This is a genomic window from Marinobacter sp. ES-1, assembly GCF_000475255.1.
Classification (GTDB): Bacteria; Pseudomonadota; Gammaproteobacteria; order Pseudomonadales; family Oleiphilaceae; genus Marinobacter; species Marinobacter vinifirmus.
This window is the reverse complement of record NZ_AXBV01000070.1, coordinates 1-18,633: the sequence shown is the minus strand read 5'-3', so window position 1 is coordinate 18,633 and position 18,633 is coordinate 1. Positions and strand designations below refer to the sequence as shown.

Annotated in this window: 19 protein-coding genes; 10 read left to right on the top strand and 9 right to left on the bottom strand. The window is 59.1% G+C overall.

Annotation, left to right across the window (positions count from 1 at the left end):
- Positions 1-2 precede the first annotated feature (2 nt).
- Positions 3-464, bottom strand: a complete 462-nt coding sequence (locus tag Q668_RS13050) for a TlpA family protein disulfide reductase (protein ID WP_022990060.1) — start codon at positions 462-464, stop codon at positions 3-5.
- 69 nt (positions 465-533) lie between these two features.
- Between Q668_RS13050 and arsC the strand changes: the two genes are divergently transcribed.
- From arsC to Q668_RS13035, 3 genes are read left to right on the top strand one after another with little or no spacing between them, the layout of a single operon-like run.
- Positions 534-887 (top strand): arsenate reductase (glutaredoxin), encoded by a 354-nt coding sequence (gene arsC, locus Q668_RS13045; protein ID WP_036219981.1) that lies wholly within the window; start codon positions 534-536, stop codon positions 885-887.
- A 21-nt stretch (positions 888-908) separates the two neighbouring features.
- Positions 909-1,514, top strand: coding sequence for an NAD(P)H:quinone oxidoreductase (gene wrbA / locus Q668_RS13040; protein ID WP_022990058.1), 606 nt, complete (start codon positions 909-911; stop codon positions 1,512-1,514).
- A gap of 27 nt (positions 1,515-1,541) precedes the next feature.
- Positions 1,542-1,904, top strand: coding sequence for a DUF2069 domain-containing protein (locus Q668_RS13035; protein ID WP_022990057.1), 363 nt, complete (start codon positions 1,542-1,544; stop codon positions 1,902-1,904).
- 25 nt (positions 1,905-1,929) lie between these two features.
- Here Q668_RS13035 and Q668_RS13030 read toward each other — a convergent pair whose 3' ends face one another.
- From Q668_RS13030 to smrA, 8 genes are read right to left on the bottom strand one after another with little or no spacing between them, the layout of a single operon-like run.
- Positions 1,930-2,994 carry a DUF3080 domain-containing protein gene (locus tag Q668_RS13030; protein WP_022990056.1) on the bottom strand — a complete coding sequence of 355 codons (1,065 nt, stop codon included), beginning with the start codon at positions 2,992-2,994 and terminating at the stop codon, positions 1,930-1,932.
- Between the two features lie 11 nt (positions 2,995-3,005).
- Positions 3,006-3,698 carry an acireductone synthase gene (gene mtnC, locus Q668_RS13025; protein WP_022990055.1) on the bottom strand — a complete coding sequence of 231 codons (693 nt, stop codon included), beginning with the start codon at positions 3,696-3,698 and terminating at the stop codon, positions 3,006-3,008.
- Positions 3,698-4,255 carry a 1,2-dihydroxy-3-keto-5-methylthiopentene dioxygenase gene (locus tag Q668_RS13020; RefSeq protein ID WP_022990054.1) on the bottom strand — a complete coding sequence of 186 codons (558 nt, stop codon included), beginning with the start codon at positions 4,253-4,255 and terminating at the stop codon, positions 3,698-3,700. Before Q668_RS13020 ends, mtnC begins: the two co-directional genes overlap by 1 nt.
- Positions 4,252-4,878 (bottom strand): methylthioribulose 1-phosphate dehydratase, encoded by a 627-nt coding sequence (locus tag Q668_RS13015; protein ID WP_022990053.1) that lies wholly within the window; start codon positions 4,876-4,878, stop codon positions 4,252-4,254. Before Q668_RS13015 ends, Q668_RS13020 begins: the two co-directional genes overlap by 4 nt.
- Before the next feature lie 34 nt (positions 4,879-4,912).
- Positions 4,913-7,111 (bottom strand): xanthine dehydrogenase family protein molybdopterin-binding subunit, encoded by a 2,199-nt coding sequence (locus Q668_RS13010; protein ID WP_022990052.1) that lies wholly within the window; start codon positions 7,109-7,111, stop codon positions 4,913-4,915.
- Position 7,112: 1 nt separating this feature from the next.
- On the bottom strand, positions 7,113-7,601 hold the full coding sequence (locus tag Q668_RS13005) for a (2Fe-2S)-binding protein (RefSeq protein WP_022990051.1): 489 nt from the start codon (positions 7,599-7,601) through the stop codon (positions 7,113-7,115).
- 49 nt (positions 7,602-7,650) lie between these two features.
- Positions 7,651-7,851 (bottom strand): hypothetical protein, encoded by a 201-nt coding sequence (locus tag Q668_RS13000; RefSeq protein ID WP_022990050.1) that lies wholly within the window; start codon positions 7,849-7,851, stop codon positions 7,651-7,653.
- A 35-nt stretch (positions 7,852-7,886) separates the two neighbouring features.
- Positions 7,887-8,468 (bottom strand): DNA endonuclease SmrA, encoded by a 582-nt coding sequence (smrA, locus tag Q668_RS12995; RefSeq protein WP_022990049.1) that lies wholly within the window; start codon positions 8,466-8,468, stop codon positions 7,887-7,889.
- A gap of 198 nt (positions 8,469-8,666) precedes the next feature.
- On the opposite strand from smrA, the gene Q668_RS12990 reads away from it, so the two are divergent.
- The 7 genes from Q668_RS12990 (at position 8,667) to Q668_RS12960 (ending at position 18,585) form a co-directional block, all read left to right on the top strand.
- Complete coding sequence (locus Q668_RS12990; RefSeq protein WP_022990048.1) at positions 8,667-10,583, top strand: putative nucleotidyltransferase substrate binding domain-containing protein; 1,917 nt, start codon at positions 8,667-8,669, stop codon at positions 10,581-10,583.
- A 10-nt stretch (positions 10,584-10,593) separates the two neighbouring features.
- Complete coding sequence (locus tag Q668_RS12985; RefSeq protein WP_022990047.1) at positions 10,594-11,301, top strand: PolC-type DNA polymerase III; 708 nt, start codon at positions 10,594-10,596, stop codon at positions 11,299-11,301.
- Positions 11,302-11,513: 212 nt separating this feature from the next.
- A complete protein-coding gene (locus tag Q668_RS12980) occupies positions 11,514-11,777 on the top strand; it encodes a DUF4212 domain-containing protein (protein WP_022990046.1) in 264 nt (87 codons plus the stop codon).
- 6 nt (positions 11,778-11,783) lie between these two features.
- Positions 11,784-13,553, top strand: a complete 1,770-nt coding sequence (locus Q668_RS12975; protein WP_022990045.1) for a sodium:solute symporter family protein — start codon at positions 11,784-11,786, stop codon at positions 13,551-13,553.
- Positions 13,554-13,650: 97 nt separating this feature from the next.
- Positions 13,651-14,157: a hypothetical protein gene (locus tag Q668_RS12970; RefSeq protein WP_022990044.1), complete on the top strand. Its 507-nt coding sequence runs from the start codon at positions 13,651-13,653 to the stop codon at positions 14,155-14,157.
- Between the two features lie 27 nt (positions 14,158-14,184).
- Entirely contained in the window at positions 14,185-17,700 is a 3,516-nt protein-coding gene (locus Q668_RS12965; RefSeq protein WP_022990043.1) for a PAS domain-containing hybrid sensor histidine kinase/response regulator, read from the top strand.
- A gap of 132 nt (positions 17,701-17,832) precedes the next feature.
- Positions 17,833-18,585: a response regulator gene (locus Q668_RS12960; RefSeq protein WP_022990042.1), complete on the top strand. Its 753-nt coding sequence runs from the start codon at positions 17,833-17,835 to the stop codon at positions 18,583-18,585.
- Positions 18,586-18,633 lie beyond the last annotated feature (48 nt).

The window sequence follows — 18,633 nt, the reverse complement described above, 5'->3', positions numbered from 1 at the left end:
GGTCAGTTGCCAATCAGTGTGCGGATGTCTTCTTCGGTTTGTGGCCCGAACCGGGTTTCGACCAGGTTGCCGGAGGGGTCGACAATGAACGTGGCGGGCAAGCCCACGGGCATTTTCCAGCCGAATTCCGGGCCCGGGTCCTGGCCCAGCATAAGGAACTCGATGCCCATTTCCTCTCCCAACTGCTCCAGGGCCGTGCCGGTAACGCCATCAAAATTCACACCCAGTACCGAGATGTCCGGCGCCTTGTCCAGCTCGTTCAGTTCGGGAATTTCTTCCAGGCAAGGCTTACACCATTCTGCCCAGTAGTTCACCAATACCCAGCGGCCACGGAAGTCATCCCAGTTCATAGCTGTACCATCGGCACGCTGCAGCTCGGTTTTTTCACAACCGGTGATGGTCGCTGCCGCTAAAACCAGCGTAATTAAAGCCAGAAAACGCCTGAACGGCCGAGGGTACTGCAAGGGATATCCTCCTGTTAGACTACCGCCCTTCGAAAGGACAGCAACCATTACTGTAAACCGGGCATGACCATGACAGAACCAACCCGCATTTTCCATAACCCACGGTGCTCCAAATCACGGCAGACCCTTGAGCTGATTCAGCAAAAGGGCATCGAACCGGAGATTATACGCTACCTGGAGACGCCTCCGACAGAGCAGGAACTGTTACATATCCTTGACCTGCTGGGCTGCGAGCCCCGCCAGCTGATGCGTACTAAAGAAAGCGAATACAAGGAACAGGGCCTGGATAACCCGGAGCTGAGCCGTGAACAGCTGGTAAAAGCCATGGTCGCAACACCGAAACTGATCGAACGGCCGATTGTACTGGCCAACGGCAAGGCCGCCATTGGCCGGCCGCCGGAAAGCGTACTCGAGATTCTCTGAAGCATTACCCAGGAGCCAGGCATGAGCGATACCAGCCCGTACATTCTTGTTCTGTATTACAGCCGGAACGGCCAGACGGCCGACATGGCCACCCAGATTGGCCGGGGCGTGGCCCGGGTAAGCGGGATGGAAGCGAAGATCCGCACCGTTCCGCCGGTGTCGCCAGACACCACTGCCAGCCTGCCCCCGGTTCCGGATACCGGCGCCCCCTATGCAACCCGGGAAGAACTGGCCAACTGTGCCGGCCTGGCACTGGGTAGCCCTACCCGCTTCGGAAATATGGCGGCACCGCTCAAGCACTTCCTGGACGGCACCGGAGACCTGTGGCTGAACGGCAAGCTCGCCGGCAAGCCTGGCGGTGCGTTCACCTCCACCGGCAGCCTGCATGGCGGCCAGGAAACCACCCTGCTCACCATGATGCTACCTCTGCTGCACCACGGCATGGTGCTGTGCGGCCTGCCCTACTCGGAGAGCGCCCTGAATGAAACCAGCACCGGCGGCACCCCCTACGGGCCTTCACACTGGGCCGGCACCGGCGCCCAGCAGGGTTTGAGCGAACACGAGAAAGCCCTGTGCCAGGCCTTTGGCGAGCGGCTGGCGCGGCTGGCCGTGAAACTGGCTGACTGATTCGAAATCCACCACCCGGAACCTTCTATGCTCCACAACGACAAAGCAAAAACCACGGCACGCCTGACCATCGCCCTGTACATCTCGGTGCTGGCCGGCTTGCTGCTGACGACCTTCTACCCGGCACCCGTGGAAGGCGTCTCGATTTCCCTGATGCTGACGGTCAAACTCCTGCCGCTGCTGGCGTTTGCCGTGCCGGTTTTCCGCGGTCATAACCGGGGCTATATCTGGATGGCCTTTGTACTGATTTTCTACTTTACCCAGGCGGTGGTTTCGGCCTGGCTGAGCGAAGGTGCTGCCGGGCCAGTGATCATGACCATTCTCACCTTCCTGCTGTTCACCGTGGCCATGGTGCACCTGAAAGTGAACCGGCCTGTGGCGGCGGGCTAACGCCGGCTATAGCCAGTGCGGGCTGTCAGGCACCCGGCCTCAGCCCGCATTGTTCCAGCAGTTGCTGCCAGTGGCGTGTGTGGCGCATCATTGCGCCATCAAGCTGATGCCAGAGGCTGCCTTCCTCACCAGCCTGCAGGTGCCGGCGAGCCCAGCCGCCAAAGGCTTCCGGTATTTGCGCTTCCTGCTTCGCCGCCAGCTCTGCGAAGCCCGCAATCAAGGTATCGGCCGCCCGGCTGACATCACTCATGTAGGGCTGAACCTCACCGATATACACACTGAAGAAAAAACTGTGAACGATGTCGGACTGGTTGTTCGGTTTCCCGTTAAGGCATAGCGGCCGTTCTGCCAGCCTGGCCTGAAGCACTTCGGTGCCGGTATCCAGCGTGGCAATCAGCAAGCGGGCACTGTTAACCAGTTGCCCGGCCCGGTATTCGGCCTGCCAGCGCTGATGGATGGCGCCCAGGTTATCCAGGGAAACGTCAAGCTGCGGCCGCAACAAGGCTGTCACCGTCTCGCTCAATTGTTCCAGGTCCCGCAGCAGATCGGAAACCGGAAGCTGGCCTTCACCCGCCGGGTAAAAACCTTTACTCAGGGTAAACAGGTTCTCGATTTCTTCGGTGCCCCAGGTGGCGTTCCAGACAGCCCGGGGTAACGAATCCCGCTTGCTCTCGATCGCTTCAGCCAGGGTTTCCCCAAGCTCTTCATCATCCATCTCCGGCAGGCAGTCTTCCGCGGCGCGGATAAAACGTACCTCGTATCGCAGGCGGTTTACCGGCTGCATCACCCTGCCCATGACCGAGTTCTTCTCACCCACCACATACTGCAGCTCACAACCATACAGCGACAGGAATTCGAGCATGCCGATATCCAGTTCCGGCATGTCCAGCACGCGGTCACGGCGGCGGGGTAATTGCGATGCCGGCGGCAACTCTTCAGGCAGGGAAACAACGGGGGCTTCAAGTACCCGGGCCAGGCGCTCCAGGTACTCGGTCATCATCGGCTTGGCTTCGGAGAACGGGTTACATCCAGCGAGAAACAGGGCACAGATACCCGGAACCAGCCATTGCAGCCTTAACAGTCCGGGCATAAATCGACCTCCTAGCGTTTACGCAGCAGCGCGTCTACCTCCGCAAAGTCCCGGGCCACGAAGCGACCGGTGTCCGGCAATTCACCCTCACGTACCAGCCAGGCGGTTTTCATACCCGCCTGCTCGGCCGCCTCAAGTTCGGCCTCAACATCCGAGAGAAACAGCACAGAACCCGGCTCGACACCCAGCTCGTCCAGGATGTTACGGTACGACTGCGCTTCTTTCTTGCCACCTACGCCGGTATCAAAATACCCGGAGAAAAACGGTGTAAAGTCGCCTTCACTGCTGTGACCAAAAATCAGCTTCTGGGCCTTCACCGAGCCAGAGGAATATACGAACAGTCTCAGCCCCCGATCATGCCAGCGCTGCAGGTAGTCCGCCGCATCCGGGTAGATATCGCCCTTCAGCTCGCCGCTGTGATAGCCCTGCTCCCAGACCATGCCCTGCAAGGCCTTGAGGGAACCTTCCTTGCGGTCCTCGCTGATCCAGCCTTGGAGCACTTCGATAAGGGCTTCCACGTCCTTGCTGTCGACACCGCTTTTCTGCGCCACAATCGCCAGCTGCTCTGCAACCGCCGGCGTGGTGTGGTGATGGGCCCGCACAAACGCCGGCAGGTGTTCACTGGCGTAGGGGAACAGCACCTCGTGTACAAAGGAGATAGAGCTGGTGGTGCCTTCGATGTCGGTCAGAATCACCCGGATCATCAGGCCACCCCCGCCAGCGCTTCATACCTGGGCAGGGTGGAGGCAATCTCCTCACCGGTGAAGCTGGCCACCCAGCCTTCCGGATTAGAGAACAGGCGAATACAGGTAAATTCCGGCTCCGGGCCCATATCAAACCAGTGGCGGGTGCCATCCGGCACGCTGATCAGGTCATTCTTTTCGCACATCAGGGCATACACCTGATCACCAAAATGCAGGTAGAACAGCCCCTGCCCGCGCACAAAGAAACGCACTTCGTCTTCGCTGTGGGTGTGTTCGTCGAGGAACTTCTGGCGGAAGGCGTCTTTATCCGGGTGGTCCGCGGTCAGGCTGACCACATCGGCGGTCTGGAAACCGCATTCCTGCTTCAGGCTGGCGACCTCATCCGCGTAGGCTTCCAGAATCTGTTCCTGGGTGGCCGAAGCCGGCAGCTCCCGGGTTGGCCATTGCTCAAAGCGCACACCCTGGCTGGCCAGCGTATCGCGAATCACCTGCGGGTCGGTGGTTACGGTGTGTGCCGCTTGCGGCTGGTTCTGCTGGAAAATGCTCAGGGTGGTCATGGGCGGACTCTCATGGTTTCAAGTTCACATTCAAACAGGAATTCAAAGGCTTCCACATGGCGCAGGCAATCCGCCATGGTAGCACCCCAGGTATACAGGCCATGGCCACGAATCAGGTAACCCGGTTGTTCCGGCTGAGCCCGGAACCATTCGGCGGTCTGTTCCGCCAGGGCCGGGATGTCCTGGGTGTTGTCGAACACCGGTATCGATAACCGGCCCTCATGGCTGTTTACGCCGGCAAAGGCTTTTTGCAGTTCATAGCCTTCCAGCTCCAGAGATTTGCCCGGCGGGATCAGGCGGCTAAGCACGGTGGCCTTCACCGAGTGGGTGTGCAGCACTGCACCCGCATCCGGAAACACCTGGTACAACACCGTGTGCAGCAGGGTTTCTGCCGAGGACTTGCAGTTACTCTGGACCGGGTTGCCGTTCAGGTCTACCACCATGACATCACCGGCAGCGAGCTGGCCTTTATGGCGACCGGACACGGTAATAGCAACGTGGTCGCTGTCGATGCGGGCAGAATAGTTGCTGCTGGTGGCCGGCGACCAGCCCCGGTCATACAGGAAGCGCCCGGCATCCACTATGGACTGGGCAGCAATAGCGTATCGGGTCACATCAAACACTGGGATTCTCCGTCTATTACACCAAACCGCTTGATCATACGGTCAGCGGTAACCGGCGCTGGCGCTTACCGGTCAGTGCAAACAGCGCATTGCCCAGGGCGGGAATCACCGGCGGCACACCCGGCTCGCCCACGCCGGTGGGGGCTTCATCGCTGTCGACAATATCCACCACAACCTCAGGCACCTGGTGCATCTGCAATAGCCGATAATCGTGGAAGTTGCTCTGCTGGACTTCACCCTTGTTAAAGGTGATTTCGCCAAACAACGCCGCCGTCAGGCCAAACAGGATACCTCCGGAAATCTGGTCTTCCACGATGCGCGGATTCACCACCTGGCCACAATCCACGCTGGCGGTCACCTTGTAAACACGGATCTCGCCGTTCTCGATACCGGCTTCCACCACCTGGGCCACGTAGGTGCCAAAACTCTGGAACAGCGCTATGCCGCGCGCCCTGCCTTCGGGGAGCGGCGTGCCCCACTGCGCCAGTTCCGCCGCCCGTTCCAGAACCCTGGCGTGGCGCGGCTCCTTGGCCAACAGTTTTCGACGGAATTCCAGGGGATCCCGCCCGGCCTCGTGGGCCAGCTCGTCCATAAAGGTTTCAACAGCAAACCCATTGTGGGAGTAGCCTACTGAGCGCCACCAGGTAATGGGCACGCCGGGGTCGGTATGGGTGTGTCGCACGCTGACATTCGGAACCTGATAGGGATAGCCGATAGCGCCTTCTATGGCAGACACATCTTTTGGTGTGGCCAGGCCCTCAACCATCAAACCCACTTTGCCGAGGGTGTTGTAGAGAAATTTTGGTGCCCAGGGGTACTGTGCCGGCGCAGCATTGCGCACGTACCAGTCCAGAACCTGCGGGCCGACAATCTGGTGATCCCAGCCGGTGAGATCAGCACCGTCCAGGCTGGCAGTCATACGGTGCAGCATGGCCGGGCGCCAGAACCCGTGGCGCATGTCTTCTTCCCGGGACCAGATCAGTTTGACCGGCACCTTCAGCTCATAGGCAACCGCAGCGGCTTCCTCGATGTAATCCTGGGTCAGCCGGCGACCGAATCCGCCACCCAGGAAGGTGGTGTGCACAGTCACGTCATCCGGTGAAAGGTCTGAATTCCGGCAGGCTGCAATGCGCCCGAGATCCGGTGCCTGCGTTGGTGCCCAGATCTCCATGCCGCCATCGTGGTACCAGGCGGTGGCATTCATGGGTTCCATCGGCGCATGGGCCAGGTATGGCTGTTCGTACTCGGCTTCCACCACGCGCCCGGCTTTGCTGATGGCCTCATCCACATCGCCTTCAGAGCGTTCCTGCTCGCCGGGGTCTTCACTGGCGGCTTTGCGATAGCCCTCGAACACCTCATCAACCGTGGTATCCAGGGCCTCGGAGAAATCCCACTCCACGCGCACAGCCTGCTGTGCTTTCCGGGCTTTCCAGTAACTGCCGGCCACCACGGCGACACCGCGTTCAGTGATAAACGCCGCCTGCACGCCAGCCATGGCCAGGATCTCATCGCGGTTAAACGATTGGGCACGGCCTCCGTAGCGAGGGCTGCGGGTCATCACCGCGTACACCATGCCCGGCAGCTCGACATCAATGCCGTAAACCGCGGTGCCCGTGGCCTTGGCCCGGGTATCCAGCTTGCCGGCCTGCTTGCCGATGTACTTCCACTGCGAACGGGGTTTGAGGGGCACATCTCCCCGAATCACTTCTTTATCCGCCAGCTCAACCAGCTGGCCATAACGCAGGGAATCCACCCCGTTGGGATGAAGCACCCGGCCGTTGTCGGTACGGCAGTTATCGGCATCCACGCCCCAAACCCGGGCGGCGGCCATAACCAGCATCAACCTGGCAGACGCTCCCGCCTCCCGCAGGGGCTGCCAGCTACTCGCCACACTGGTACTGCCGCCGGTCAGCTGCAGGCCGATAAACGGGTTACGGTATTCCGGCGCTACCGGCGCGAACTTCACCTGAATCCGGGCCGGATCCACATCCAGTTCTTCCGCAATCAGGGTCGTCAGGCCGGTGTAGGTGCCCTGACCCATTTCAACCCGGGCCAGGGTGAAGGCAATTTCGTCTTGCTTGTTGAGCTCCAGCCAGACATCCGGCGTCCATTCACCGGTTTCCGGCTCGAAGCCGGTTTGTACCGAGGCACACCCCGGGAGCGACAAGGCCAGTACCAGACTGCCGGAGGCACCGGTGCTGACTTTCATAAAATCACGGCGGTTCATGGTCATATCAGGCGCCCTCCTGCCCGGGCTGATAATGGCCAACACCACCGGCCACCGATTCCACCGCGGCCACAATGCGGGCGTAGGTGCCGCAGCGGCACAGGTTGCCGGTCATGGCGGCCACGATGTCGTCCCGGGAGGGTGAAGGGTTATTTGCCAGCAGGTGGGCAGCGGTCATGATCTGGCCAGACTGGCAATAGCCGCACTGGGGAACGCCCTCGCTGATCCAGGCCTGCTGCAGGGGATGCAGGTTGCCGTCCTCTGACAGCCCTTCGATGGTGGTAATCTCGGCACCATCTACCAGCTCAATGGCGGTGGAGCAGGAACGGGCCGGCTGGCCATTCACGTGCACAGTGCAGGCGCCACACAGGCCGGCACCACAACCAAACTTGGTACCCTTCAGGCCCAGTTCATCCCGGATGACCCACAAAAGGGGCGTATCCGGATCTACATCCACCGTGTGCCGGTTTCCATTCACTGTCAGGCTGAACGCCATGAGCCGTTCCTCTAGTTTTTGTGTCGTGGTTTGAAACAAGCCCGCGGGCTTACTTGACCACTTCCTTACCGTCTTTATTCACCCAGATCTTGCGCTCGCCGGAATCTACCTGGCCATTGGTGTTCCAGACTTCCCGGTCCTGGGTTGCCTCATCCACCTTGCCGTTGTCGTTCCAGATCACCCGGTCTTTACAGCCGGTCAGGGCAAAAAAGCTTGCTAACATCAACACTGCTACAGAACGCTTGGTCATGTTACTCTCCTCGTTTGTCACACTGTTCAGGCACCCTAGCGGCTGCCGTGTACTTCCCGGTTATGCTGTTTGTCCCGCTCGCTTTTGCGCACCATCACGTAAACGGCCCCGGTGCCACCGTGGTGCTTCTGGGCCGAGTGGAACGCCAGCACACTGTCCAACTCCGGCAGCCACTTGGCCAGGTAACTCTTCAGCTGGGCGATCCCGTCCGGATTACGCTCCCCTTTGCCATGCAGGATAATCACCGAGCGCAGGCCATAGCGCACGCAATCGTTAATAAAAGCGAACACTTCCCGCCGGGCCTCTTCTACGGTCATCCGGTGCAGGTCCAGCCGGGCTTCAATGGGATACTGGCCCAGCCGCAACTTGCGGAACACCCCATGCTGAATGCCCGGACGCATCCAGCTCAGTACATCGTGGGCCGTCAACGGCTCCACCATGTCTGAGGTCAGCGGGTTCAGGTCGCGCACCGGGGTCTCTACCGCAGCCTGCTGGCGTGCCAGGTGGCCAGGCGTCAGTTCCCGTGGAACCGCCACTTCCGCTTTGTTGGGTTTACGGATCCGCCGGACATCCTTCATCTCTTCGAGGAAGGCCAGGCGTTCGTCTTTACTGGTCATGACACTAACTGCTTCCGGATTGACAAGTATCAGAACTCTACCACTGCCCGGGGCTACCATAAAGCAGACAACCGACAAGGTTTGCGACGAAAATCGTAAGGTACAACAACGACCTGCTGCACTACACTGCAGAAGGACAACAATAACGAATGAGCGCCGGTAACCCGCCGCGCCACCAGGACCAGGACGAACTCCGCTATGGCCGCAGCAAACCAGGACACCACCCGCCCCCAGAATACCCGCGCGATTATGTCGTTCCTGCGGGAACACGCACCCTTTTCAAGCATGGACGACACCCACCTGGCACACTTCGCCGAACATGCCACCCTCAGCTTCTACGCGGACGGTGATGTGGTGCTGTCGCCGGAAGACGGTCAGGCCAAGCAATTCTATGTAGTCAAGCAAGGCCGGATCCGGGGCGAGCGCCAGCACAAAACCGAAGAGCGCACCGAAACCACCTTCGAAATCAGCCAGGGCGAATGCTTCCCCCTGGCCGCTCTGGTGGGCGAGCGGCCGACCCGCACCCTGCACCGGGCGGCCGGGGATACCTTCTGCCTGAGCATCGAGAAGAAAGATTTCGTAACCCTGATTTCTGAAAGCGAGCCGTTCCGGGATTTCTGCCTGCGCGGGGTCAGCAGCCTGCTGGAGCAGGTCAACCAGCGCCTGCAATCCAAGGCCATGGCCTCCATCGGCTCCAGTAACAGCCTGGACACCCCGCTGGAACGCTATGCCTTGCGCAATCCAATCGTCTGCTCCCCGGACCTGCCGGTGCGCAAAGCCGTGGCCCGGATGCACGAAAACAACGTGGGCAGCATCATCATTACCGATGACGGCCGCCACCCCACCGGCATCTTTACCCTGCGCGACCTGCGCACCATGGTTGCCGAACAAAAGGGGCCACTGGACACACCCATCAGCCAGGTAATGACGTCGAATCCCTGCTGCCTGCCGTCAACCGCCGATGCCTTCGAGGCAGCCATGCTGATGGCGGAACATCACTTTGCCCATTTGTGCGTGGTGGACGAAGAACAGCGACTCATCGGTGTGGTCTCCGAGCGGGACCTGTTCTCCCTCCAGCGGGTAGACCTGGTCAACCTTGCCCGCACCATCGGCACCGCTACCCACCTCCGCACCTTGGTGGCCCTGCGCACCGACGTTTCCAGGCTGGTGGATGCCATGCTGGCCCATGGCGCGGACTCCGGCCAGGTGGTCAAGATCATCACCACCCTGAATGATGTCACCGTGCGAAGGGTGCTGGAACTGAACCTGAAAAAGAACGATCCGGGCATTCCGTTCACCTGGCTCACCTTCGGCAGCGAAGGCCGGCAGGAGCAGACCCTGCTGACCGACCAGGACAACGGCATCCTGTTCGAGACTCCGGAAGGCATGACCCCGGAACAGGTTCGTGAAAAGCTGCTGCCCTTCGCCCGCAAGGTCAATGATGAGCTGGCTGAGTGCGGCTTCACCCTGTGCAAGGGCAACATCATGGCCAGCAACCCGAAACTGTGCCTGAGCATCGGCGAATGGGACGACTGGTTTATACGCTTTATCGATGCATCGACCCCGCAGAACCTGGTCTATTCGTCGATTTTCCTGGATATGCGCGCCGTCTTCGGCCCGTCGGAGCCGCTGCACCGGTTACTGGAAAACGTACTGGCCCGCATCCGCAAGAACGCCCTGTTCCAGAAAATGCTGGCCGGCAACGCCTTGCAGCGCAAACCGCCGCTGACCATGTTCCGCAACTTCCGTTACCTGAACGACGAGAAAAAACACTCCCTGGACCTGAAACGCCAGGGGCTGGCGCCGTTTGTGGAATCCGTCAGGGTCTTCGCCCTTGCCCACGGTGTTGAAACTGCCAACACACTGGAACGGATTGATGCACTGGCCCGCAAAGATGTGTTCGACGCCAAGGATGCCAATGCCTGGAAAGAAGCCTACAGCCTGATTCAGGCCATCCGCATGCGCGCCCACCAGGAAATGCTCGATAAAGGTGAAGAGCTGACCAACTACATAGATCCGGATGACCTGAACCCGCTGGACAGACGGATACTGCGGGAATCCTTCCGCCAGGCCCAGCGGCTGCAGCAAAAACTGGAAATCACCTACCAACTATAGGCCGGCAACCATGCTCGAACAGATCAAACAATGGCTGGCCCAGCGCCGCGGCGGCATTACCGGTGACCACGACACTGACAGCCTGCCGGCCCCGAAAACGGCCAGCGACCAGCTGCTGGCTCGTTCCCGGCTGATCGTGCTGGACCTGGAAACCACCGGGCTCAACTTCTCGAAAGACGAAGTCATCGCCATTGGCGCGGTGGCCATCGAAAGCGGCGTCATCCACCTGAATGACCAGTTTGACCTGATCCTGCGCCGTCCGGAGCTGGATATCAGCGAAACCGTGCTGATTCACGGCATCGGGCCAGAAGCCCTGACCCAGGGCCATGAGACCGAAGATGCCCTGCTGCACCTGCTGGAGTGGATGAACGGCGATCCCATCCTGGCCTACCACTCGGCGTTCGACCAGAAATTCCTCGAGAAGACCCTGAAAGCCCAACTGGGTTACACATCCCAGCACCTGTGGATGGATGTGGCAGAGCTGTTACCGGCGTTTTTCCCCCACGCCGAGACCAAGGGGCGCGGGCTGGATAACTGGGCCGACTACTTCAATCTTCAAATTAGTGAACGGCATCACGCTGCGGCAGATGCGATGGTAACGGCCGAATTGACCCTTGCAGCGCTCAATATGGCTCAGAAGAAAGACGTAAAAACTCTGAAAGAACTGGTCGATAAACTGCATTATCAACGCCGTTTACAGCAGATGCACCGACTTTGATTTAGCCCGGCTTATCGTTGATGTCCTTGATCAAATGCAAGGCAAGTTACTGAGACTTAGACTATTTGCCAATATCCTCAAACGCATTGACCGGTAAAGTCGGAGATGACAACAAGTCGGAGAAGTATTACATGAATAATAAATTCTCTTTCCGCACCACCCCAGCAAAAACCCAGCAAAGCTCTACAACAACAATACAGGAGTGATTTTGTATGTCAGGTCATAGCTACGACGCTGAGAACTACTGGAAGGCGAACCTACGCCTTATCTTTGGCAGTCTGATCATATGGGGCCTGTGCTCCTATGGTTTTGCCATCCTGCTACGCCCCATGCTGGCCGGCATTGAAGTCGGCGGGACCGACCTCGGTTTCTGGTTTGCCCAGCAAGGCTCGATTCTTACCTTCATTGTTCTGATTTTCTTCTACGCCTGGCGCATGAACAAAATCGACGAACAATTCGGCGTACACGAGGAGTAAGAACCAATGAGCCAATTTGCAATTAACCTATTGTTTGTAGGGGGCTCGTTCCTCCTCTATATCGGCATCGCCATCTGGGCGAAGGCCGGTAGCACCAGCGACTTCTACGTTGCCGGTGGCGGTGTTCACCCGGTAACCAACGGTATGGCTATCGGTGCCGACTGGATGTCTGCGGCATCCTTCATCTCCATGGCGGGCCTGATTGCCGCCGGCGGTTACGCCAACTCCACCTTCCTGATGGGCTGGACCGGCGGTTACGTGCTGCTGGCCATGCTGCTGGCCCCGTACCTGCGGAAGTTCGGCAAGTTCACGGTACCCGAGTTCATCGGTGACCGTTACTACAGCCCCAACGCCCGCCTGGTCGCTGTTATCTGCCTGATCGTAGCATCTGTCACCTACGTTATCGGCCAGATGGCTGGCGCCGGTGTTGCGTTCTCCCGCTTCCTCGAAGTTGAAGCGACCAACGGCCTGATCATCGCAGCCGTGGTTGTATTCATCTACGCGGTACTCGGCGGTATGAAAGGCATCACCTACACCCAGGTAGCCCAGTACTGCGTTCTGATCGTTGCCTACACCATTCCGGCGGTGTTCATCTCCCTGCAACTGACCGGCAACCCGATTCCGGGCCTGGGCATGTTCTCTACCCACACCGAATCCGGCATGCCGCTGCTGGCCAAGCTGAACCAGGTTGTTACCGACCTTGGCTTCCGCGAGTACACCGCAGATGTGGACAACAAACTGAACATGGTTCTGTTTACCCTGTCCCTGATGATCGGTACCGCGGGTCTGCCCCACGTAATCATCCGCTTCTTCACGGTTCCCAAGGTTGCTGACGCGCGCTGGTCCGGCGGCTGGGCCCTGGTCTTCATCGCCCTGCTGTACCTGACTGCGCCGGCTGTCGCGTCCATGGCTCGTCTGAACCTGATGACCACCATCTATCCGGAAGGCACTGCTGCCCAGCCAATCGAGTACGATCAGCGTCCGGGCTGGATTGCCACCTGGGAAGAGACCGGTCTGATCACCTACGAGGACAAGAACAACGACGGCCGTATCCAGCTGTATAACGACAAGAACGCTGACTTCGCCGCTACCGCTTCCGAGCGTGGCTGGGAAGGCAACGAGATGGTTGTTAACAACGACATCCTGGTACTGGCCAACCCTGAAATCGCCAACCTGCCGGGCTGGGTAATCGGCCTGATCGCCGCAGGTGGTCTGGCAGCCGCCCTGTCGACTGCAGCGGGTCTGTTGCTGGCAATCTCCTCGGCGGTGAGTCACGACCTGATCAAAGGCCGACTCAACCCGAACATCAGTGAGAAAGGCGAACTGATGGCGGCCCGTATCTCCATGGCGGTTGCCATTGTGGTTGCTACCTGGCTGGGCGCCAACCCTCCGGGCTTCGCAGCCCAGGTGGTAGCGCTGGCATTCGGTATCGCGGCAGCCTCCCTGTTCCCGGCGCTGATGATGGGTATCTTCTCCAAGCGTGTGAACAACGTGGGCGCAACCCTGGGTATGCTGTCCGGTCTGATCTTCACCCTGGTGTATATCTTCATCTACAAAGGCTGGTTCTTCATCCCGGGCACCAACAACCTGGCAGACACGCCTGAAAACTGGGTACTGGGTATCTCCCCGCTGTCCATCGGTGCCATTGGTGCTGTGGTCAACTTTGCGGTAGCCTTCGCAGTATCCAAAGTGACTGCTGAACCGCCCGTTGAGATCCAGGAACTGGTTGAAAGCGTCCGTTACCCGCGCGGTGCCGGATCTGCCCAAGACCATTAAACTGCAAGACAGCCTGAATCATTGCCTGCAATGACAGGTTGATACCGAACGGGCTTCCTCTGTGAGGGAGCCCGTTCTTTTTTGAGGATACCGATTTATGTTCTGGACTTTTGTTGCCACTGTATTCTGCGGACTGGGTGCTGCCGGTATTGCCCTGGGCATTCGTGCCGCCACCGCCAAGCGCGCGCCGAAATGGATTATCCCGGTGTTTGCCGGTGCCGGTATGCTCGGCTACCTGATCTACGGCGAATACACCTGGTATGACCACAAGCGCTCACTGCTGCCGGAACAGGCCGTTGTGGTAAACACCGAACAGGAAAAGATCTTCTTCCGTCCGTGGACCTTTGTTTTCCCGTACGTAACCGCGTTTTCCACGGTGGATGTCGCCAGCATCAGCAAAGATACCCCGGATTCCAATATCGTCCGGTTTACCCTTTACCGCTTCTCCCAGACCGTTACCGATGCCGTTTCGCACCGGGTTCACCTGATTAACTGCCAGAGCCGTGAGCTGGTACCGCTGGGTTCCGACGGCAGCCCCAGGGTCGACAATATGAAACTGCTGAACCTTCAGGACCCCCTGTACACAACTGTTTGCGGGGCCTGAATAACCAAGACCGGATAGCAACCCAACATGATTAGCGCCTGGCTGCTTGTACTGATTTCGATCTCCTACATCTCCCTGCTGTTCCTGATTGCCTGGGCGGGTGACCGCCACCCCGGGCTTTACCGGAACAGGTTGGCGCGAACCCATGTTTACGGTCTTTCCCTGGCGGTTTACTTCACCTCCTGGACCTTCTACGGCGCTGTCGGCCGCGCCACCCAGGAAGGCTTTGGCTTCCTCCCCATCTATCTGGGGCCCCTGCTGGTTTTCGTGTTCTTTGCGCCCCTGTTACGACGAATCATCTACATCAGCAAGCGCAACAACAGCACCTCGATTGCCGACTTCATCGCTTCCCGTTATGGCAAATCACAACTGCTGGCAGCGATGGTGGCAATCTTCGCGCTGATCGGCAGCGTGCCTTACATCGCCCTGCAACTGAAAGCCATTGCCCTCGGCTTCAACGTACTGTCCAGCACCGGCGATACCTATCAGGAGATCAGTACTGCGGCCTGGAACGATTCGGCCTGGTACATCACCCTTGCCCTGGCCGTGTTCACCGTGCTGTTCGGCACCCGCCACCTGGAGTCTACGGAACACCACCGTGGCATGATCCAGGCGGTGGCCTTCGAATCCCTTATCAAGCTGATCGCCTTTGTCGCCGTCGGCCTGTTCGTCGGTTACGGGCTGTTCAACGGTTTCGGTGACCTGTTTCAGAAGGCCGCCGAGGCGGACCTGATTGGCACCCTGACCACCGACGCTATAGAGGCACCGGCATTCCTCACTCAAACCCTGGTGGCCATGCTGGCGATTATCTGCCTGCCACGACAGTTCCACGTTATGGTGGTTGAGAACACGGACCACCGGGATTTCGAGGTTGCACGCTGGGCCATGCCCATCTACCTGGTGATTGCCAGCGCCTTTGTGATCCCCATCGCCGCCGGCGGCTTGCTGCACGCAGACATGGCCGGAAGTGACCCGGACATCGTTATCCTTCAGCTCCCGATCATGGCTGGCGAGCAATGGCTGGCGATACTGGCGTTTCTTGGCGGTGGCTCTGCTGCGGCCGCCATGGTGATTGTCTGCTCGGTGGCCATCGCCACCATGGTCAGCAACGAGATCATCATGCCCGGGCTGTTGCGTTTCTTCCGTCCGCGCATGAACCGGCGGACAGATCTCAGCTTCCTGCTCTTGTCCATACGCCGGGCCGCGATCTTTGTGGTGTTGCTGACCGCCTATGGCTTCTACCGGATGGCCGGGGCCGATTACAGCCTCACCGCCTTCGGACTGCTCTCGTTTGCCGCTGCTGCCCAGTTCGGCCCGGCCCTGGTTGGCGGCATTCTGTGGCGCCGGGGTAACTACACCGGCGCAGTCTGGGGCCTTGGCCTCGGTTTCCTGATGTGGTGCTACACCCTGCTCCTGCCTGCACTGGCTGCTACCGGCTGGATATCCGCCGGGTTCATCGAGAACGGCCTTTTCGGCTGGCACTGGACCCGTCCAACCGCCCTGTTTGGCTCTGAACTGGACCAGACCAGCCATGGCATTCTGTGGAGCCTGGGGGTTAACACAGCGATCTACATCTTCCTGTCGCTGGTCACCCGGCAACGTATTCGCGAAAAGATACAAATTGCCGCGTTCTTCCATGAGGCCCAACCAAAAGCGGAAAGCGCCCAGCACCAGAGCTGGCAGGGCGAAATTCTGACCTCGGACCTGCAAGCCCTTACCGACCGCTTTATGGGCGAGGAACGCTCGGAAAGCATCTTCCGGAACTACGAGCGGCGTAACGCCATTCGCCTGTATCCGCACCGGCCTGCCTCATCGCACCTGATGAAGTACATCGAGCGGCAGCTTGCCTCGGTCATCGGTGCCTCGACCGCCCGCGTCGTATTGGAGTCCACCCTGACCGGTCGCGATATGCAGATCGAAGATGTGGTCAGCATCGTTGATGAAGCCTCCCAGGCCATGACCTTCAGCCGGGAGTTGCTGCAATCCGCCATCGAGAACATCAGTCTCGGGGTGTCTGTGGTGAATCACCAGCAACAGCTGGTAGTCTGGAACCACCGCTATCTGGAGTTGTTCCATTACCCGAAAGGGTTTGTCCGGGTAGGCCGGCCTGTCGAAGACCTGATGCGTTACAACCTGACCAACGCCAACCTGTCGGCCCGGCGTATCGACGAGATCATAGACGACCGCTGCAGCGCCATGCGCGATGGCAAGCCCATGTCCTACGAACGTCAACGTCCGGATGGCACAGTGGTCAGGGTAGACGGCAGCCCTATACCCGGCGGTGGTTACGTGACCACCTTCCAGGACATCACTGCCATGCGGCGCACCGAACAGGCGCTGAAAGAAACCAACATCTACCTGGAGCAACGGGTTCGGGAACGGACCCAGGAATTGCAGGTAATCAACGAGCAGATGCTCAAGGCCAAGTCCGTGGCGGAACAGGCTAACCAGAGCAAGACCCGCTTCCTTGCCTCAGCCAGCCATGACCTCCTGCAGCCCCTGAACGCTGCCCGGCTGTTTACCTCGGCCCTGTCAGGCAAGATCACCGATGGCGAACCGAAACAGCTGGTCGAGCATATCGACAGCTCACTCGGGGCCGCAGAAGAAATCATCAGCACCCTGCTGGATATTTCCAAGCTGGATGCCGGCGCCCTGGAACCGGATATTACGGTGTTCCCGGTTAACGACCTCCTGAAGCATCTGGCTACCGAGTTCTCCGCCATTGCCAAGGACCAGGAACTGGAACTGCACGTGGTGCCCAGCTCGGCCTGGGTACGCTCAGATGCCAAGCTGTTGCGGCGGGTAGTCCAGAATTTCCTGTCCAATGCCATCCGCTATACCGCAAGTGGCAAGATCCTTATGGGCTGTCGGCGCATGAAGGGCTTCCTGCGTATTGAAGTCTGGGATACCGGCCCCGGGATGTCCGAAGAGCAACTCGCTCACATCTTCGAGGAATTCAGGCGCTTCCAGCACGGCCGGGACAAGAAGGGGCTGGGCCTCGGACTGGCCATCGTCGACCGTATCAGCGGCATGCTGGACCACCCGGTAACCGTGCACTCAACCCAGGGCAAAGGCAGTACTTTTGCTGTCACCGTGCCCAGGGCTCCGGCAGAGCAGGTCCATGCCAGTGCCAGCAAGGCAGGCAGCAACTCCAGAAGGGTGTCCAGTCTGGGCGGCCTGAAGGTGCTGTGCATCGATAACGATGCGGCGATCCTTCAGGGAATGGTCGCACTACTGAGCAACTGGCAGTGCGAGGTAACCGCCGCGGAAAGCCTGGAAAGCGCCCTGAACAAGCTCGAAGGCCATAAACCGGATATCATCCTGGCGGATTACCAGCTGGATGATAACCGTAACGGGCTGGATGCCATGGACGGCATCAGAGAAGTTCTGGGAGCCGGCATCCCGGGCATCCTGATCACCGGCTACATGGCGCCGGAGGTACGTGAAGATGCGATCAGCCGGGGCTACCAGGTGCTTTACAAGCCGGTTAAGCCGGCGGCATTGCGGGCACTGGTGAACAAGCAGCTCAAACAGAAGCGCTGACACTACACAAGGGAAAAATCAAAAGGGTGTCTCAAATATGACACCCAGGCCCGTTAGTCCACTGTATATTTTCTGATCTGCTTATATAGTTTCCTCTGAAACCATAAACGGTTAACCACAGAGGGACAGGGAATGCCACGGGGCCACGCGCTTATCATCGAGGACTCTTCAACAGCGCGCATCATTCTTGCGCGCCTGCTCGAGCGTGCGGACGTTTCCAGCAAAGCCGTGGCCACAGCCGAAGAGGCCTTTCCGGTTCTTCAATCCGATCACTTTGATTTCATCTTCCTCGATCATATGCTGCCAGGCATGAACGGCTTCCAGGCCCTTGAAAAGCTGAAAAGCCTACCGGATACCCGTGATATCCCGGTATTCATGTACACCTCACAGAACGCCGGAAAATACATCGAAGAGGCCCGGGCGCTCGGTGCGGCCGGGGTTATCCGCAAACAGGTGGACCGTGAGCAGCTGATGCGAACCCTGGACCTGATCCTCTCAGACATCCCGGAGCCGGAGCACAGTGAAGCGCTCAGGCTGGCTGTGGAGAACGTCGGACAACCTGTTACCGAAGCTCCGGAACAGGCACAGAGGAAGATCAGCGGACGAATGTCCACCCTGGAGGTGGCTTACGAAGAACTGGAAGAGCAACTCAGGGAACTCAAACAGCAGCAGGAAGAAAAGCACATCCATCAGGCAGAGCAAAGCAGGCGCCTGAGAAAGAACATACGATGGCTGTCCGCCGCCGTGGTAACGCTGGTAATCGCCCTGGCCTGGATAACCAGCTGGCAAGCAGGGCAACTTCAGGCCCACGCAGAACGAACCAGTGACCGCTTTGCGCTGATGCAAAGCATTATGGGTGGTCTGATAGAGCTGATCAGTAAATAGCTCGGCAAGGAACACCTTCTATTATTTTCCCGGGCCTGAAATGAAAAA

Coding starts and splice junctions, on each gene's coding strand:
- arsC (WP_036219981.1), top strand. CDS start 534: ATGACAGAACCAACCCGCATTTTCCATAACCCACGGTGCTCCAAATCA.
- wrbA (WP_022990058.1), top strand. CDS start 909: ATGAGCGATACCAGCCCGTACATTCTTGTTCTGTATTACAGCCGGAAC.
- Q668_RS13035 (WP_022990057.1), top strand. CDS start 1,542: ATGCTCCACAACGACAAAGCAAAAACCACGGCACGCCTGACCATCGCC.
- Q668_RS13030 (WP_022990056.1), bottom strand. CDS start 2,994: ATGCCCGGACTGTTAAGGCTGCAATGGCTGGTTCCGGGTATCTGTGCC.
- mtnC (WP_022990055.1), bottom strand. CDS start 3,698: ATGATCCGGGTGATTCTGACCGACATCGAAGGCACCACCAGCTCTATC.
- Q668_RS13020 (WP_022990054.1), bottom strand. CDS start 4,255: ATGACCACCCTGAGCATTTTCCAGCAGAACCAGCCGCAAGCGGCACAC.
- Q668_RS13010 (WP_022990052.1), bottom strand. CDS start 7,111: ATGACCATGAACCGCCGTGATTTTATGAAAGTCAGCACCGGTGCCTCC.
- Q668_RS13005 (WP_022990051.1), bottom strand. CDS start 7,601: ATGGCGTTCAGCCTGACAGTGAATGGAAACCGGCACACGGTGGATGTA.
- Q668_RS13000 (WP_022990050.1), bottom strand. CDS start 7,851: ATGACCAAGCGTTCTGTAGCAGTGTTGATGTTAGCAAGCTTTTTTGCC.
- smrA (WP_022990049.1), bottom strand. CDS start 8,468: ATGACCAGTAAAGACGAACGCCTGGCCTTCCTCGAAGAGATGAAGGAT.
- Q668_RS12990 (WP_022990048.1), top strand. CDS start 8,667: ATGGCCGCAGCAAACCAGGACACCACCCGCCCCCAGAATACCCGCGCG.
- Q668_RS12985 (WP_022990047.1), top strand. CDS start 10,594: ATGCTCGAACAGATCAAACAATGGCTGGCCCAGCGCCGCGGCGGCATT.
- Q668_RS12980 (WP_022990046.1), top strand. CDS start 11,514: ATGTCAGGTCATAGCTACGACGCTGAGAACTACTGGAAGGCGAACCTA.
- Q668_RS12975 (WP_022990045.1), top strand. CDS start 11,784: ATGAGCCAATTTGCAATTAACCTATTGTTTGTAGGGGGCTCGTTCCTC.
- Q668_RS12970 (WP_022990044.1), top strand. CDS start 13,651: ATGTTCTGGACTTTTGTTGCCACTGTATTCTGCGGACTGGGTGCTGCC.
- Q668_RS12965 (WP_022990043.1), top strand. CDS start 14,185: ATGATTAGCGCCTGGCTGCTTGTACTGATTTCGATCTCCTACATCTCC.
- Q668_RS12960 (WP_022990042.1), top strand. CDS start 17,833: ATGCCACGGGGCCACGCGCTTATCATCGAGGACTCTTCAACAGCGCGC.